This window comes from Synechococcus sp. MIT S9451, assembly GCF_047304725.1.
Taxonomy (GTDB): Bacteria; Cyanobacteriota; Cyanobacteriia; order PCC-6307; family Cyanobiaceae; genus Synechococcus_C.
Genome location: NZ_CP138971.1, coordinates 1593418 through 1610823 on the forward strand (window position 1 = coordinate 1593418; position 17406 = coordinate 1610823).

Consider the following 17406-nt stretch of genomic DNA (forward strand, 5'->3'; position numbering starts at 1 on the left):
GAAACGCTCCCTTGGGCGGGCTTGACAAGTTGCATGGGCCAGCTCGAGCCCGGTTGCGGGAGCTCTGGTTCCATTTGTGCACAACCTGCTAAGACTTTGCCCCGCTATCCGGTTGTGGCTGGTATGAAATGCACAACTTTCAGGACCGTGTTGTGCGCAGCTTCCCCCTTCGCTTTTTGATTGCTGCAGGGATGATCGGAGGCTTCTCACTTCTGTTGACAAGTGCTGCTTCGGCAGAAGCGCATGACAAGGTGCTGGAGAGAAACGTTGTTGGTTTTGATTTCAGTCCACTGCTGATTGAGGAGCAACAGCTGGCACAGGCCGCTGATGCCGGTCAGATCTCAGGCGGTGGGGATGGCACGGTGACGGTGTCGCCCGACGAATCCAAGTCTGCGGAAGAAGGATCGCTGGCGAAGGCTGCACAGAACCCGATCGCCAGCCTGATCAGTTTGCCGATTCAGTGGAATGCAACCCCTTCCACGCAATGGGCTCCACGGCTTCCCATCCCCTCAGTGGATCCAACCCAGGCCGTGCGCTACGTGAAGGCGGAGCCCAATCAGACCCTGAATGTGGTCAATATTCAGCCGGTGATCCCTGTTCCAGTCAGCAAGGGGTTGACGTTAGTTACACGCACGATTGTTCCTTTCATCTCTAAGCCCTGGGCGAACGGGTCTTCAATCCAGGCTCTCGGTGATATCAATCCATCTGTGTTTTTTGTTCCCACGCTGAAAGGGAATCTCACAGTTGGCCTCGGGCCCACGCTGGTGATCCCCTCCGCAACGGATAACCGGCTCAGTTCGAAGCGATGGAGTGGTGGGCCAAGTGGTGTGCTGGTCTATTCAAAAGGGCCTGTTGTGGCAGGTGGTCTGATCAACAATGTGTGGTCTTTTGCAGGTAGTGATGGCCAGGATGTGAGCACAATGTTGATCCAACCTTTCTTGAATTACAACTTGCCTAAAGGTTGGTATCTCACCAGCTCGCCAATTATTACTGCGAACTGGAACAATCCAGACAATAAGGGGTGGACTGTGCCTGTTGGTGCAGGTTTTGGCCGTGTGTTTGTGATCGGTACCCAGCCTGTGAATGCCTCGCTGAGCGCCTACTACAACGCTGTCAAACCTGAGATTAAGGGTCAGACGCTCTTGGGTGACTGGACGATTCGCGCACAAGTGCAATTCCTGTTCCCTGCAGGCGGTTAAGCCACAGACTTAAGCAGGGTTGTACGAGGGCTCTCTTCAAACTGCTGTTGGTAAGCCCTGGCGAAATGTCCACGGCTGCGAAAGCCGAAATACTCGGCCACTTCGCATACCTGATGCAGCTCAGCCCTTTGGCGTGCTTGTTCTGATCGCAGCAAGTGATGCACTTGTTGGAGTCTGATGATGCGCAGCAGCTCCATCGGTCCGCACCCGAAATTCTCCTTGCTACCGAGGATGAGAGTGCGTCGCGAGGTGAACAGCTGCTGACACATCTGATCAAGGGTGAGGGGTGTGTTGCTATAGGTGATTCCCCAAGACACCATTTCTTGAACTAATTGGTCACGAGCTGAAAGTTCAAAAGGAACGAACTGTTTGGTATTGCTTTGCAGGCAGCTCAGAATGCTGACCAGGATTGTTTGGGCTGCAAGTCTGCTTTTTTGTGCTGTCGATGGTGGATTTTGGAAAATCTGGCAGAGATGATTGCTCAGGCTTTGATGCAATTTTTGATCAAGTTGCACGCAGTTGCTCAGCATCAACTGATCAAGCAGGTGCTCTTGGCCGACCCGCGTCAGAAAGGTGTTGAAACGGTGGCAGGAGGTGATGGCCAGGATGCTTGTTGATTCGGCGCTGAGCTGGAAGTGCGCTTCTTGCAGGTTCTGCTTGAAGCCGTAGAGAGAAAATTGCTGGAAGGGCTGACATTGCACCCGGTGATCGTCACTGTTCCCCGTCACCTCAAGGCAGAAGCTGGTGGTGTCCTTTCCCCGCTCACCCGTGAGCAGTAGCACCTTGTTGGTCGTCAGCCTGAGCAAGCTCATCCCCTGCAGCTGCACCACGGTGAAACGACCCACGAGTGCCCCAGGTGTGAGCTGGACAATGCTGAAGTCTTTGCCGATCCGTTGAAAGCAACGGGAGAGATCACAAGCGCTGAAAAAAGGAACGTCCCAGCTGCACAGGCTGGGTGGGACCTGTTGAGAAGGGAGAGAACCGTCTTGTTTTGCGATGGCAGGGACGGTGGATGCGATTCGGGTGTCCAAGGACATGCCCAGCTTGTTCTGTTCGCTCAGCTATGCAATTTATGGGTAAAATCCTCTCAGCGCATAAAATGTGGTTATTCCAAGGCGTTTATACACATTTTCGGTCGTGATGGATCGCCTTGTCGCTGGAGGTTTCCTACGGCCGGGTACAGCCTTGAAATCCTTGCGCAATGGTCGTGTTCGTTGGAACCGCCTCCCGGTCGCGATTAATCTTGTTCTGCCCGGTGTGCTCCTGGAGCCTCTGGCCTGGTTGCAGCAGCTGCTGCTAGCCCATCGTTGTCGATCCCTGCGGTTGCCAGATAATCCGGTGGTGATTGTGGGCCATTGGCGCAGCGGCACCACCTTTTTGCATCAGCTCCTGGCTGCGGATCCAGGCGTTGCCACCGCTCGCAACAGTCTCACGGTTGCCCCCCAGGTGGCTGTGCTGCTGAAGCCTGTGCTGATACCACTCTTACAACGGTTGATGACGCGCACCCGTCCGATCGATGCGGTGCCTTGGTCAGCACAGGATCCCCAGGAGGATGAGATTGGCTTGGTTCGTCTCACGCCTGATACCAACATGGCTGGCGTGGCCTTCCCCTGGCACTACCTGCATCATTTTCGACGTTGTGTGCTCTCCTCTACGCCGGATTTTGAGTGCAAGCTGGTGCACTTCACCCGCCTGACTTGGCTCCATGACGGCACCGATAAGCACACGCTTCTGATCAAAAATCCCGCTCATACTGCGAGAGTTGCGCTGTTGCTGCGTCTGTTTCCGCGGGCTCGTTTTGTCTTTCTGAAGCGGGAGCCGATCGATACGATCCGCTCACTGGTTCAGGTGAAGCAGTCACTCGGCAATCTTGTTGGTTTGCAGGCGCCTCTTGATGACCTCACTCAAGTTGAGGAAACGGCGGAAGCCTATCGCTGCTTACTGAATGCTTTTGATGCGGCACGCCCCTTGATCCCCCCAGGGCAATTGCTGGAAGTGCCTTATGACGCGCTGGTGACAGATCCTTTCACGACGGTGCAGCGGATTTACAGCGAATTGAACCTCCCTGGTTGGGACCAAGCCCGAGATCCGATCGCTCGCAGGGTTGCTGCGGCGTCGGATTACCGGGCTCGACCCGTCACGTTGGCCCCATTGGCTGAGGAGCGTTTGCAGCTGCTGACGCTGTCGTTGGATGGGGGAGACGTTACTGGCCAAACGCCACCTGACAGGCGGCATTGAGCAGTTGCGCTTCATTGGCATCCTGGGGACTGCCTCCGTTGAGGCTGCCCTGTTGGCAGTTGGCGCTGTAGCGAACGGTGTCGTAGCCGTTATCGGCTTCGAATGTGATCACATCGCCACTGGCGGTGACGCTGGGGTAATAGAGGGAATAATCGGAGTCGGGAACAACGATGTAGCTCACCTCATTGCTCTGGGCAGAGTTCACCAGGTTGTTGATCACACCGAAGGTGGCCATGCTGGCCAGTCCCCAGGCGGCAGCCCTTCCGGGGTACCAGCCCCAGTTGTTCCAGGTCGACCCGCCGTACCAGCCGTGGTTCCAGGGGCGGTTGTTGGACCAACCATTGTTGCTGTACCAGCCTCGGCCGTACCGATCCCAGTTGTTGGCAGCTTTTCTGTAGGAGTCATTGCGGGTGTTGACTCGATCAGTCCTGTTGTTCTGCCGGGTGTTGGTGCGGTTGCTGCGTCCGTCCTGCCGGGTGTTGATCGCATTGTTGCGATCCGTTTGGCGGGTGTTACGCGTGCCTTGGCGGTTGGTTTGGCGGCTTCCCTGGTTCGATTGGCGCGTGCTGCGTGTGCTTTGGCGGTTGGTCTGTCGGGTGCCTTGGTTGGATTGGCGCGTGCTCTGCCGGGTACTGCTGCGCGAACCACTGCGGTTTGCTCCCGCAGTTCGCGACCCACTGCCGCTGTAGGAGCTGAAGCCTGTGCGGCCACCGCTTCCTCGAGAACTTCGGGCTCCAGAACTGCGGGAGCCTCCTGCTCTTGAACCTCCACCTCTGGAGCCCCCGCCTCCACGGCTTCTGCCTCCACGTGATCCGCCGCCGCCGCCTCGGCGTTGGGCCAGTTCAATCTCAGAGGTTGGGCCTGTGGGGGCTTCCACGCTGGTGGCCATCACGGCCACTGCCGCAGTGGGTTGGAGGCTGAGGATCAGGCTGAGGATCCCGGCAAGCGGGGTTGCGTGCTGTTTGTTCATCGCTTCAAGATCTCCAGCAGTCGGGTGCAGCCCTCGTCGAAGCAGGCCACGTCTACACGGCCGTTGCGACCGAAAGCCATGCCCACCTGGGTGCGTCCCTGCATGGCATCGCCGCTGTTCACCAGCACATCGGCCAGGAAGGTGGGGTTGTTGACACAGAAGGCTCGCTTGTTGAAGCAGAGCTCCTGGGTCTTGAAATTGATCGTGGCGCTCTTCACCGAATTCCAAGGTGTTCCGGCTTGACGGCCCTCGATGCGCACATAGGGGTTGTCGATGACGCGGTAGGCCACCGAGCGACCACCAAAGCGGTGGTGATACTCAGTGGTGTCATTCACGTTCAGTGCTGTCACCGTGCAGGCGAAGGGTTGGGCCTCAGTGGACGTACTGCAGGTGGTTTTGAGGGTGTAGAGCTCTTCGGCCTGCAGGGGTGGCGTCTGCCACAAGCTGCCCAAGGTGAGCAGACCCAGCAGTAACCGGCACCGTTGTGGTGTGGTCATGGGCTTGAGCATTCGTGCAAAGAGGGAGGGCTCTGTGCCTCCGTTCTTGCAAGATGGCCACAGCCTTGAATGGCGTCAGCACATGAGCACGGATGGGAGCAAAGACCGGCGTGAGCGTCTCCATGAGTTGTTGCTCGCACTGATCGCTCAGCAGGGCGACCTGGAACTGATGGATGCCGATGGCCCCGCCGGGTTCAGCGTGAGCGGTGGTGGTGAAGGTGCAGCGGACGCTGCTCGTTGGTTGGATCGGAACCGTCGGCTGTTGCAGCGTTACCAGGCGATGGTGCGCACGGCGGTCACCCTTGATGCCCTGTTGGATGCCGAGAACGCACCCGGAGCAGACGTGAGCTGAAAAGGTTGGTTCTTGGTGGTAGTTTTCGCCAAAAATTTCCCATGGTTGAAACGCACGTTCTCACCTTCACAATCACCACAAGCTTCAGTGAGTGGGCTGCCACCTACGACGCCTCCAAGCCCCTTCAGAAGGTGGCCGGAATTACGTCGTTGTATCGCGGTGTGAGCAAAGACGATCCCACCAAAGTCTGCGCCGTGATGCAGGCCGAATCGGGGGTGATGGAGGCGTTCATTGCCGACAATGCGGAGATGATTGCCTCGTCAGGGCATGTGCTGGAGAGCACCGTCAGTCAGGTGTTTGTCTGAGCTTGCGGGTGACCGTTCAGAGTTCCTCTTGATGCAGCAGCTGCTGCTCTGAGCCGATGATCAGAAGCAACAAGCTAAGGGCGAGTAGCAGGCCAGTGAAGGCGGCCACCACGAGCATCGTGGCCGCCATCCCTTGGCTGTATGCCTCTCGCATCACGCGGAGCACAGGCTCAACCTGGAGGCCTTCTATGTGGATCGGGCTGTTTCTGAGAAAAAGGCGCACCTGTTGATCGAGGTTGGGAATCTGATCAACGCTCAGCCCTGCCAGCTGCAGGTGGGTGACCAGATCGTTGAATCCGAATCCGCTCACCATCGTGCCGCTTACGGCCAGCCCGAAGGCGAAGCCGAGTTGGCCGCTGGTGGTGCGGAAGGCCAGCACTGAGCCGAAGCAGTTGTTGGGCGCTTCCTGCACGAACAGGGCGGACTGGGGAACTGCCACAAAGGCAAGGCCGATGCCCGCCAGGGTCAGGGCAGGGAGCAGCTGCCAGTAGGGCGTTTGCACCTGCACGATCGCGAGGAGGGCGAGCCCAAGGGTGAGGGCGAAGCTGCCCCAGCCCATCAGCACAAGGGTGCGCCGACCCGGGGCCATCCATCGGCCCGCCAGGATGCCGCCAACTCCAAAGCAGAGCAGAAATGGCAGTTGGCCAAGGGCCACCGCGCTGGTGCTGTAGCCCTGCACGAGTTGCCAGAAGTTGCTGGTTTGCAGTTGCAGCACCGCTTGAGCCACATTCCAGCCGATCCCATTCACCACAGCTGCGGCAAAGAAACCGCGTAGATAAAGCCGTGGGGGAAAGATCGGCATGCGGCAGCGCCGTTCGATCGCAATGTGCACGGCGAAGAGCAGCAGCCCGAGTGCGGTGGGAAGCCAGAAGCTGATGCTGCGTAAGCCGGGAGTGGCGTGGTTGATGCCGTACAAAAACAGCACGACGGCCGAGCCAATCGTGATCAGGCCGGCGCGGTCGGCACGCAATGTGTGGTTGGCGGGGATTGACGGCAGCAGTAACGGGAGCAGCGGCAGGCTCACCAAGCAGATCAGGGGCACCAGTGCCATGGCTAGCCGCCAGTGCATCACCGCCATCCAGCCGCCAAGCAGTGAGCCGCTGATGAATCCCACCACGATCAGCAGATTCCAGAGGCCCAGCGCAGCGCTCACTTGCCCTGGCCTGCTCACAGCACGCACGCTGGCAAAGGTGCCGGTGAGCACGGATCCCAGGGCGATGCCGGTGAGGGCCCGGCCCAGCAGAAAGACATCGGCCGCGGGAGCCAGCATCGAGAGCAGATTGCCAACCAGTGCCAGCAGCAGGGACGCTGCCAGCACCCGCCGGCGCCCGTAGCGATCTCCGAGAAAGCCCATCACGAGAACCGTGGCGGCTTGGGCCAGGGTCGACACGCTGGCGGCTAGCGCCAGCGTGGGACCCTCCATCTGCATGGCGGCGCTGGCCTTCACCAGAGCGATGTTGGCGACGCTGGGATCGATCAGCTGCAAGCTGGCCAGGATTCCTAAATAGGGCACAGCCAGGGGCGAGCTGCCGTTTTGGAGGAGGAGTGAGCGGCGCATCGCAGAGTGAGGCGATTGTCTATCAAAGGCGAGCGGAGGTCGTGGGGAGGTGGTCTCTGAGGTCGGTTTTCACCCTTTGGTTGTTGCTGAATACGACTGGAGCTCGCCCGGCTCGTGCTGGGAAATGTTTTGTCACTGTTTGATCATGGATGAGGCATGACTGGGGGGATTGGCAGGGTTATTCCAATGGTCGTGGCTTTGCTTTCGGGCTGAAAAGTCACTCCCCAGATCAGCTCTGATGCTTGGGGATTTTGTACCTTTGGGAAGGGCCTTGTGATTGGTTTTCATGGTGGCGGCACTATCTATTCCGTCAATCCATCAGGCGCTGATATCGCCGGATTTGATCCAGAACATGATGTTTTGGATTTCGGGGATATTTCTGTTCATGGATTAATTCTCGGCAAGCTTGAAGATGGCTCTGCTGTGATTGTCAATCCATGGCAGGACAATGATTTTCAGCGGATTGTTGATGCGAATGCTTCCCCGATCTGTTGGGACCAGCTTTCTCTCGATAACTTTGCTCCTGTCGGTAACGAGCATTTGCGTGCCGATATTGGAGGCGTGTTGTCTTGGGAGCTGAATCGTGGCCCAAAACAGGATGGAGTGCAGGCCGATGCTGATGGCCGGATTATGCTTTCATCCTTCGATGAATCTGTTTCTGAAACGGTGTACATCCGTTCTCATGAATATGGTGTTCAGGAGATTGTCAGTGATTTCAACCCTGAAGTTGATAAGATCAGTTTTGTCTATCTAGGAACACGTGAACGCGTCTCTGCTGTTGATACAGAACAGGGGCTTCTGATTGTCGTCCAACCCAGTGGCCAGAGTGTGCTGTTGGAGGGTATTCAGGCCAGTGAACTTCGTGCCGATCACGTCGAGTTTCACTTTGATCAGGTGCGAGAAGACAATCTCGAGACGGTTCTTGGCTTCGATCAGAACGATGTGGCCTTGGTGGATCGCAGCGTGCTGCTGACGCCGGATGCGCCAGTGGGAGCCTTCACTGATGGGTTTCAGGTGGAGCCCGGACAACCGGTGTATTCCCTGGGTGCCTCAATCGCCAATGGTGTGGCTTCGCACCATGCCGAGCACATGCAGCATGATCACCACCCTGGCGTTCATGCTGAAGGCCATGGCATGGAAGGGCTGGCGCCTTCTATCGGGGCGCTAACGCTGAAGGCCAGTGGCAGCTTGTACTGGGGCGGGATGAGCGGTCAGCTCACCATCACCAACAGCTCAGATCAACCCTTGAGTGATTGGTCGGTCAGCTTTGAGACGCTGCATCAGAACTTCCAGAGTTGGGCTGGACATGCGTCTGTCGAGCCACTGCCAGATGGTGCTGTGCGTGTGACGCTCACGCCTGCGGCATGGAACAGCACGATTGCGGCGGGTCAAAGCATCAATCTGAGCTTCAACGCTGACAGCGTGGGGCTGCCGAATAGCGGCAACCTCACCGATGAACTGTTCTTTGTGGGAGGCAGGGGTGTGGAACCGGTTCCAGCTCCGGAACCCGAACCAGAGCCGGTTCCAATGCCCGAGCCCGAGCCCGAGCCCGAGCCCGAGCCCGAACCTGCGCCTGAACCGGCTCCCCAACCGCAACCAGCGGCTGTGCTGGTGGAAGCCACGGTCACCGACCAATGGAGCGGCACCTTCTCCGGCAATCTCACCGTCACCAACGCGGGCTCGCAGCCGCTGGATGCTGGCTGGTCGGTGAGCTTCCTGAGTGATGACGCCCTCAAGCAGGTCAGCAATTTCAGCCTCAGCCAGGAGCAGCAAAGCGACGGCCGCTGCCTCATCACCCTGTCGGCGCCGAGCTGGTCTGCGGGCCAGGCCTTTGCGGCCGGCAGCACCCTCAGTTCTTATTACCAGGGCAGCGGCGACCTCAGTGGTCAGACATCACTGAGCTTCGACAGTGGCGAGGCTTCGGCTCCTTCAGCGCCGGCAACTCCCACAGACCCTGGTGAGACCACTGAGCCGGTTGCACCAACAGAGCCGGTGGAATCCACGGATCCTGCGGAACCAACGGATTCTGTGCAGCCGACCGATCCTGTGGATCCCGTTGACCCCACCCAACCCACTGAACCGACGGCGCCCTCACCCGACCCATCCCGCTCCAGCGATGGCCTGCGGGTGGTGGGCTATTTCGAAGAATGGGGCATTTATGGCCGCGACTTCCGCGTCGCCGATGTTGATGCCAGCAAGCTCACCCACCTCAACTACAGCTTCTTTGGGGTCGACGACAGCGGCGATCTGTTCATCCATGACGCCTGGGCTGCCACAGACAAGCGCTTCTCCGTTGAGCAGCAGGTGAGCCGCAACTTCTCAGCCAACGAATGGGCTGGCCTCGAGAGCGCCTATCGCGACGGTTTGGTCAGTGGTGGCGACTTTTCGCTCACGACAGCGGCCGATGGGTCCGTCACCCTCACCGGCCTTCCGGTGGGCTGGGGGGACCCCAATGCCGAGGCCGGCAACCTGCGCCAGTTGGATCTGCTCAAGCAGCTCAATCCTCATCTCAACCTTGGCTTTGCCCTTGGGGGCTGGACCCTCTCCGGTGAATTCAGCCTGGCCTTCGACGACGCAGCTGGCCGGGAGAGCTTCACCGACAGCGTGATCGACACCCTCAACCGCTACGACTTTTTCAACACCGTCGATTTCGACTGGGAGTACCCGGGTGGTGGTGGATTGGGCAGCAATGCGGTGAGCGATCAGGACGGCGCCAATTTCGCCCTCACCCTGCAACTGCTCGACCAGAAGCTGGAGACCTTCCGGCAGCAGACCGGCCGCGAGGTGGAGATCTCCATCGCCACCGCCGGTGGTGCCGACAAGCTGGCCAACCTCAACCTTGAGGGGATCGATCCCTATGTCGACTTCTACAACGTGATGACCTACGACTTCCACGGCGGCTGGGAGTCGCAGACCGGCCACCAGGCGGCCATGAGCGGTGATGCGGGGGGCTACGACGTGCTCACTGCCATCGATCAGTTCCGCCAGGCCGGCGTGGATCTCAGCAAGGTGGTGCTTGGTGCTCCGGCTTACACCCGCGCCTGGGGTGGCGTGCAAGACGGGGGCACCAATGGCTACCAACAGGCGGGGGATTCCTCTCAGGCCGCCGGGTCGTTTGAAGCCGGCAGCTACGACGTCAAGGATCTGCTTACCGGGGTAGAGAACGGGAACCTACAGCTGTTCTGGGATGACACCGCCAAAGCGGCGTTTGTCTACGACTCCGTGAGTGGTCTGTGGAGCTCGATTGAAACTGCAGCCACCGTGGCTGGTAAAGCGGCTTACGTGCAGGAGGCAGGGCTTGGAGGCTTGATGTTCTGGGCGTTGTCCAATGATGCCGCTGGAGAGCAGAGCCTGGTGGATGCAGCTTTTGATGCCTTGCGTGGTGGTGGTTCTCTAGAGGAGATCGCCTCCAGGGCTGAGCCGTTCGACCAGGTGCTTGGCGGCGACGGCCAGTTCAGCCTCCAGGATTTCACCGCTCTGTCCTGATCGGAGCATGCACCATCAGCGCTGGCCTTCACTGCGGTGAGGGCTTTGTGCTGGACCCCTGGCCCTTCTGCCCAACTCTGGCAATCTGGGGCGACTCTCGGCCCATGCATGGCTCCGCTCGGATTGTCTGCTCTCAAATCCCTGCTGGGCCGCGGCTCCAAATCGAAAGGCTGGCAGCCGCCCGAGGCGAGCTGGAGCCGGCCCTTGGGTCTGGGCTGGGAGAACCCCTATACGGTGCGCTACGCCAGCAACCTCGACGACGGCGCCAATCACGGTATGCCCCTTGGCGGCTTCGGGGCGGGATGCTTCGGTCGGGCGCCCGATGGCAACATCAACCTCTGGCATCTGGATGGCGGTGAGCACTGGTTTGGGGTGCTGCCGGATTGCCAGTTCGCATTGTTCGAGAGCAACGGCGCCGCAATGCGCGCCCATGCCCTGGCGGTGAAACCGGATGTGGATGCATCACGGCCTGAAGCAGGAGAGCCGTTATCCGCTTGGGATTGGTATCCAGCCAGCACGGCGGAGCGCAGCACCGGCACCTACGCCGCCCGCTATCCCCTGAGCTGGACGAACTACGAAGGCGTCTATGACGCCGAGGTGCGTTGCGAGGCCTTCAGCCCGATCCTGCCGGGTGACTATCAGCGCACCAGCTACCCAGTGGCGGTGTTCGTGTGGACCCTACGCAACCCCACCGACCAGCCCCTGGATCTGTCGCTGCTGCTCAGCTGGCGCAACACCAACGGCTGGTTCACCAACACCGATGCCTCCGCGGAGGTGCACTTCCGCGACGACGGCAGCCCGGAGCACAACTACGCCCCAGCCATTGGCAAGACAGCGGGCCAACGCAACCGCTGGGTCGACGATGGCACCCTCAAAGGCGTGGTGCTGGAGGGCAACGTCTCCAACCCTGTTGCTGAAGGCGAGGGGCAGTGGTGCATCGCCACCACCGAGCAGCCGGGGGTGCGCATCCAGCGCTGCAGCCGCTGGAACCCCAGTGGCGATGGCAGTGAGCTGTGGAACAGCTTCAGCGCCGATGGCTCCATCCCCGAGAGCAACAACGACCGCAAGAGCGGCGCCAATGATCCGCTCAGTGCTGCCCTGGCGGTGCAGTGCCAGCTAGAGCCTGGCCAGAGCATTGAGATCCCAGTCGTGATCAGTTGGGATCTGCCGGTAACGGCCTTTGCCACCGGCAGCCAGGCCCTACGGCGCTACACCGATTTCTTTGCGGCAGACGGCAACCAGGCCGCGGCGATCGCTTCTGAAGCTCTGCGCGATTGGCAGCAATGGAGAGAGCAGATTGAGGCCTGGCAGCAACCCGTCGTGGAGCGCCGTGAGCTCCCCGAACCGTTGCGGATGGCGTTATTCAATGAGCTCTACGACCTTTGCAGCGGCGGCAGCCTCTGGAGTGCGGCGACGCCAGCTGATCCATTCGGCCGATTCGGCGTGCTCGAGTGTCTCGATTACGCCTGGTACGAAAGTCTTGATGTACGCCTTTACGGGTCGTTTGCCCTGCTTCAGTTGTGGCCAGAGCTCGATAAGGCTGTGCTGTGCAGCTTCGCTCGGGCGATTCCAGCTGCTGATGCAACGCAACGGCCGATCGGTTGGTATTTCACCCAGGGCAAGGGCAGGGTCGAAGCCGATCGGAAGGTAAAGGGAGCCACACCCCACGATCTGGGGGCCCCCAATGAGCAGCCTTGGGATGCCACCAACTACACGGCCTATCAAGACTGCAACCTCTGGAAAGATCTTGGTAGCGACTTCGTGCTGCAGGTTTGGCGCACCTTCAAGCTGGCCCCAAGTGGAGAAGACATCAACTTTTTGGCCGCATGCTGGCCGGCAGCTGTGGAGGCCCTGCGCTACCTCAAAACATTTGATGCCAATCACGATGGCCTGCCTGATAACGGAGGTGCACCGGATCAGACCTTTGATGATTGGCCTTTGCAGGGCGTCAGTGCCTATTGCGGTGCGCTTTGGATCGCTGCTCTTGAAGCAGCCTTGGCCATTGGTCAGACCTTGCAGCTCAAAACAGGGCTGGATACGGCCGAGGAGCAGCGAGAGTTCAGTGGTTGGTTGGAGCAATCGCGCAGCAACTTTGACAGGTTGCTCTGGAATGGTGAGTACTACGACATCGACGCTGAAAGTGGTACGCCGGTGGTGATGGCCGATCAACTTTGCGGTGATTTCTATGCCCGCTTGCTCGGGCTGGAGCCTGTGGTGAGTGAGGCCAACAGCCGCAGCGCCCTCAAGGCAGTGAAGGAAGCCTGTTTCGAACGGTTTGAAGGTGGAGCACTTGGTGTCGCGAATGGACTGCGCCGTGACGGAACACCCTTGGATCCGAATGGCACCCATCCTTTGGAGGTGTGGACCGGGATCAACTTCGGAATTGCGAGCTACTACCAGCTGATGGGAGAAGAGCAGACGGCTGAAGCAATCTGCTCAGCGGTGGTGAACCAGGTGTATTCGGGTGGATTGCAGTTCCGTACCCCGGAGGCGATCACGGCGGTGAAGACCTTCCGGGCTTGCCACTATCTGCGGGCGATGGCGATCTGGGGGCTGTGGGCGACACACACCAATTGGCAGAGGCTTCCAGGGGCAGAGCGGGGCTAAATGTCTCAATTGTGCACGAATGGGATCTCCCTTTCATGCACAATTGAGGATGTTGCTCTAAGGGCCAATTTGTCTACGATCCTCGCCTTGGTGTCAATACTGTGTTGGCTTCCTTTGCGGCCAAATCTTTAGGCTCGACCTGTCTTGGCAACATCTCAAAGTGGATTCATAGTCACTAGGAAACAATGGATAAGCTCTATATGAGGTGATATTGCCGCTTTCTATTTAGCCGCTAGCGTTGTTCAAAGTTTCGCTTCTGGTGATTGTTGTCGTGAAAAAATCTCTCAATATCATCGCCTGGCTTGCGTTTGCCTCTATTGCCCCTTTTGGACCAGCGCTTGCGGGGGAGCCAACGACGACAAAGGTTGTCGAGAAGGGTGCGGTCACGGTTTATGAATTACCCGACGATGATAAACAGGTCATTCGTGGAAATGACAATAAAATCTATGCAATAGAATATTCCATGTGGTCTACCCCTGACAATGAATACCCTGGTATTTCCGTAGGGCAGTGGTATACGGATTCAGTTACAGGTAAATTCTTCCCTTGGCGTGATACCCCAGGCCTCGCAAAATCGCTTTCGACAGCTTCTCAGGAAGCTTTAAAAGGCATGCTAGAGCCTAATGGCGATTTGGATCTATGGGGATATTCCAATGGCGGTGGCTTCGTATACTCTAATTATAGCTCTAATAGTGATATTCCTCGAGGTTTCTCGAATAGGCCTGCGAACGCAAAAGGTACAAATGAAGGCCTTTTGTATTACTATAATGGTGCCGGTTATTTTACGAAAGGGGGTAATAAAGGGGCCGGGCGCATTCAAGCCTATGGTGGTTGCATTGCCAATACCATTTCAGATGGTGTAACGGCCACCCCTTCAACGCTTGTTGAAAATGGTGATTACTGCCAATGGAGTGGTAGTGATGTAGAGAGCTCAGTCTATGCACCTATATTTGATGGTGGAACTTTAAAGATAGATTCAAACACCTCGTTTAGTCGCAGATTTTATGTTACTGGTAATGGCGGAGTCATTAAAAATGATGTTAATGCCAATTTTGAGGGTGATTTTACAGCAATTTCAGGCTCTGAGTCGGCAACATTTACCTATTCGGGCACCGGCCTTACAAAGCTTTGGGGCACAAATGAATACAGTGGAGAGACGATCGTTAGTACGACTGATGATGGCGCCCTGGTTATTATGGCAAAGAAGGCACTCCCATTGGGTGATATAACCATTAACTCTGGTTCTAAATTAAGATTAAGGGGTGATGCGATTACATCCAGTAAAGGGCAAGTCGTTAAGCTTGCGGGGGGCGGAAAAATAGGATTTTATGGGAAGAAAATTCGCCTTAACTCTAATATACAGCTTGTGGAGTCGAAAAATGGCCAGTCCTTTTTGCATGTTGATGGGGCTCTTGATCGTCAGACTGTAGAAGATGGTGTTTATGTAAGGCCTCAGATTAATGGGGTTATTTCTGGTTCCGGTGGCTTGACAAAGGAAGGTGAAGGCAGTGTTACCCTCACAGGGATTAATACATATACTGGAAAAACAATCATCAAGAAAGGTCAGCTTGAGGTCTCTGGCTCTTTGTCTGACAAAACAGAGGTCGAAGTTGCCGTAGGGGCTAAATATAATGTTCGCGCAAGTGATCAAATCGCGGCTCTGACCGGCGGCGGAAAAGTTGAACTTGATCTTGGCAGTATTTTGTCTGTTGGTGATGATCGAGAGAGCTTTCAGTTTGATGGTTCCTTTGTGGTGGATAAAACAGGTGGCATTACAAAGCTAGGTAGTAGCGAGTTTGTTGTCACGAAGAATAATGCGATTAGATATAAGGGAGAGACGACGGTCAAACAAGGTTCGGTCGATTTCGGCAATACCTCTCAAGAAATTCAGACTCTTGTTGTTAAAAGGCTTGGAGCGGTCTCAGGCGGAAGCCTGAGCGTCGTTGATTTAGACAATCATGGCGAAATTAGTGTGAACTCTCTTGTTGGTACTGACGCCAAAAATGCTTTCGATAATGTATATGGCTCTATTACCATTGCTTCGGAATCTAATATTGACCTGAAGGGGGGAGATGACACTTTCTTGACCAACGCCAATGTCTCTGGCTCAGGAATCATTGATGGTGGTGAGGGCACCGATACGATCAAATTTGGCACGCTAGGGGCGGCATCTTTCAAAGCCGCAAAGATCAAAAACTTTGAATTTGCTGAGCAGCACCTGGGAGACTGGGACTACGACGGTGATTATAAAGCGGCTGGGATCCAAACAATGACGCTGAAGGGCGGCTCCCTTCAGCTCCTTGATTCTCATCATGCCAAGTTTGCCAACTTTGTGATGGAAGGTGGCGAGATTTACGCCAGCCTTGCCAGTAAAGATGCCGCGCCTTTGATTGCTGATAGTTTTGACTACAAGGCGGGTTCTTTGGTGATTTCGGCAGCGAATCAGGATCAGCCAGTCGGTACTTATCTGGTGATTGATGCTCCCGCTGCCAGTCAGGGAGAAATGAATGAGTTGGCAAAGAACTCATTGCTTGTTTACGACGGTAATGTTGGAGGTTTTTCGGGTGTTGGGGTGGATAATGGTATTGACGATAGTGTTGTTTATGACGTTTATCTTCAAGAGGGAAGCTTGCAGCTTGTTGTGAGTCAGAAGGCTCCTGATGTGATCATCGACGAATTGGATTGCTCTGATCCCGGAAACTTCTCTGATCTGATCTGCAACCCCAGTACCCCTGGAGGGGAAATTATTAATGAGATCATAGATGATGTTCTGGATGACATCAATCTTCCCATTATTGGCGCCGATACACTCGGAAAGTTGTTCGTTTCAGGTCTGGCGCCGCGCAATATTGATGGTCCTGGTCGCGGCATGGCGACGTACAACAACCTGTTGGCGGATACGTTGTTTGAACGCCTCCCCTTGCGTCAGTTTGATCCCGTGGTGATCCAAGACACGGCGGTTGAGCAGGAAGAGGTCATTGAAAACGAGGCTGCCCCACCGGTGCGTGGATTGTGGAACAAGAGTGGTGAGGTGAGTGATGAGGATGCCCAGCAGGCGTTGGATTACGCCATCGCTCAGAACGCGGGCACTGGTTTAGAGGACAGCACCCTGGTTGAAAGTTTGGAGGCGGCTGGGTTTGAGGAGGATCCATCCCTCACGGCCCAGTACGCCCGTCGTGATGGGGTGCGCGCCTGGTTCCGCGGCTTTGGTGGTGATGACCACGACAGCTACAACGACAACTTCTACAACCCCTATTACGTCAACGCCGGTGGTGGTGTGTTGGGCGTGGATGTCTCCATTGCTGAGTCGTTCCAGGTGGGTGGATTTGTCAACTACGGCAACATCAACCTCACTCAGCAGAATGCTCTTGCCGGTGGCGGCTCCTGGAACTCCGATGGTTGGGGCGGTGGGGTGCGTGCTGAGTACTGGACCGACAACTTCTATCTGCAGGGTCTGTTCAGCGCCACAGCCTTCAGCGGCAACCACAGACGGAACATCATCGAAATCACCAACAAGCTTGGTGATGTGACGGCCTCAGGCAACAAGAGTGGCACCAGCTATGGCTTGGCGTTCCGCGTCGGTGCGCCGTTTGAATCGGGCAAGTTCCTGTTGGAGCCTCAGTTCACCACCACCTGGAGTTTCAACAATGAACATCGCTTTACCGAGAGTGGCGCAGGCCAGCTGAACCTCACCTACAAGAATCGTTCCACCACCTATGTGCAAACCGATCTGGCGATGAAGTTCGCCTATCCGATCAAGACGGGCGACACCACCGAACTGGTTCCCTCATTGCGCGTGGGTTGGCTGGGTGACTGGAGCGGCAGCCTGAGCAAGCAGACGATTGGCTATCAGTTCACCAATCAAGAGGTGGATATTCAATCCAAGAACGAGGACACCAACGGCCTTCTGGTGGAGGGAGGTTTGGACTACACCATCGCCAACATCAACAGCAGCTCCTACAAGGTGTATGTGCGAGGTGGCATTGAGGCCTGGGGAGGAGAAAGGGGCACTGACTACCGCACCTCCGGCGGTTTTGAGTGGCAGTTCTGAGTCAGTGCTGTTGGCGTTGATGGCGCTGTGACCTGAGGCAAAGGCCTCAGGTCACAGCGATCCAGACAGGCTCTGATCGACCCCACTGCCTGCTTTCCCTCCAGCAGACAGCTTCAGCACCGATGATGGAGATCGTGTTGTCT

The 17406-nt window shown here is 57.0% G+C and carries 11 protein-coding genes; 7 read left to right on the forward strand and 4 right to left on the reverse strand.

All coding sequences use genetic code 11. The features are described 5' to 3' along the window. Positions 1-128: 128 nt before the first annotated feature. On the forward strand, positions 129-1199 hold the full coding sequence (locus SIB72_RS08200; RefSeq protein ID WP_413743589.1) for a neuromedin U: 1071 nt from the start codon (positions 129-131) through the stop codon (positions 1197-1199). On the opposite strand, the gene SIB72_RS08205 is transcribed toward SIB72_RS08200, so the two are convergent. Continuing rightward, positions 1196-2236 carry a helix-turn-helix transcriptional regulator gene (locus tag SIB72_RS08205; RefSeq protein WP_413743590.1) on the reverse strand — a complete coding sequence of 347 codons (1041 nt, stop codon included), beginning with the start codon at positions 2234-2236 and terminating at the stop codon, positions 1196-1198. The genes SIB72_RS08200 and SIB72_RS08205 overlap by 4 nt on opposite strands. 148 nt (positions 2237-2384) lie before the next feature. On the opposite strand from SIB72_RS08205, the gene SIB72_RS08210 reads away from it, so the two are divergent. After that, positions 2385-3437 (forward strand): sulfotransferase family protein, encoded by a 1053-nt coding sequence (locus tag SIB72_RS08210; protein ID WP_413743591.1) that lies wholly within the window; start codon positions 2385-2387, stop codon positions 3435-3437. On the opposite strand, the gene SIB72_RS08215 is transcribed toward SIB72_RS08210, so the two are convergent. Both SIB72_RS08215 and SIB72_RS08220 read right to left on the reverse strand, forming a co-directional pair. Further along, positions 3403-4407 carry a hypothetical protein gene (locus tag SIB72_RS08215; RefSeq protein ID WP_413743592.1) on the reverse strand — a complete coding sequence of 335 codons (1005 nt, stop codon included), beginning with the start codon at positions 4405-4407 and terminating at the stop codon, positions 3403-3405. The genes SIB72_RS08210 and SIB72_RS08215 overlap by 35 nt on opposite strands. Continuing rightward, positions 4404-4904: a hypothetical protein gene (locus SIB72_RS08220; RefSeq protein WP_115120675.1), complete on the reverse strand. Its 501-nt coding sequence runs from the start codon at positions 4902-4904 to the stop codon at positions 4404-4406. The genes SIB72_RS08215 and SIB72_RS08220 overlap by 4 nt, the downstream gene beginning before the upstream one ends. A gap of 82 nt (positions 4905-4986) precedes the next feature. On the opposite strand from SIB72_RS08220, the gene SIB72_RS08225 reads away from it, so the two are divergent. Both SIB72_RS08225 and SIB72_RS08230 read left to right on the forward strand, forming a co-directional pair. Continuing rightward, a complete protein-coding gene (locus SIB72_RS08225) occupies positions 4987-5256 on the forward strand; it encodes a hypothetical protein (protein ID WP_115120950.1) in 270 nt (89 codons plus the stop codon). A 41-nt stretch (positions 5257-5297) separates the two neighbouring features. Beyond that, positions 5298-5561 carry a DUF3764 family protein gene (locus tag SIB72_RS08230; protein ID WP_115120951.1) on the forward strand — a complete coding sequence of 88 codons (264 nt, stop codon included), beginning with the start codon at positions 5298-5300 and terminating at the stop codon, positions 5559-5561. A gap of 16 nt (positions 5562-5577) precedes the next feature. Here SIB72_RS08230 and SIB72_RS08235 read toward each other — a convergent pair whose 3' ends face one another. After that, positions 5578-7119: an MFS transporter gene (locus SIB72_RS08235; protein WP_413743593.1), complete on the reverse strand. Its 1542-nt coding sequence runs from the start codon at positions 7117-7119 to the stop codon at positions 5578-5580. 273 nt (positions 7120-7392) lie between these two features. Between SIB72_RS08235 and SIB72_RS08240 the strand changes: the two genes are divergently transcribed. The 3 genes from SIB72_RS08240 to SIB72_RS08250 all read left to right on the forward strand — a co-directional run bounded on the left by SIB72_RS08240 (position 7393) and on the right by SIB72_RS08250 (position 17263). Then, positions 7393-10605, forward strand: coding sequence for a glycosyl hydrolase family 18 protein (locus SIB72_RS08240; protein WP_413743594.1), 3213 nt, complete (start codon positions 7393-7395; stop codon positions 10603-10605). Between the two features lie 108 nt (positions 10606-10713). Beyond that, the gene (locus tag SIB72_RS08245) at positions 10714-13212 is read left to right on the forward strand and encodes a GH116 family glycosyl hydrolase (protein ID WP_413743595.1); all 2499 of its coding nucleotides are present in this window, start codon (positions 10714-10716) and stop codon (positions 13210-13212) included. A 259-nt stretch (positions 13213-13471) separates the two neighbouring features. Then, entirely contained in the window at positions 13472-17263 is a 3792-nt protein-coding gene (locus tag SIB72_RS08250) for an autotransporter-associated beta strand repeat-containing protein (RefSeq protein ID WP_413743596.1), read from the forward strand. Positions 17264-17406 lie beyond the last annotated feature (143 nt).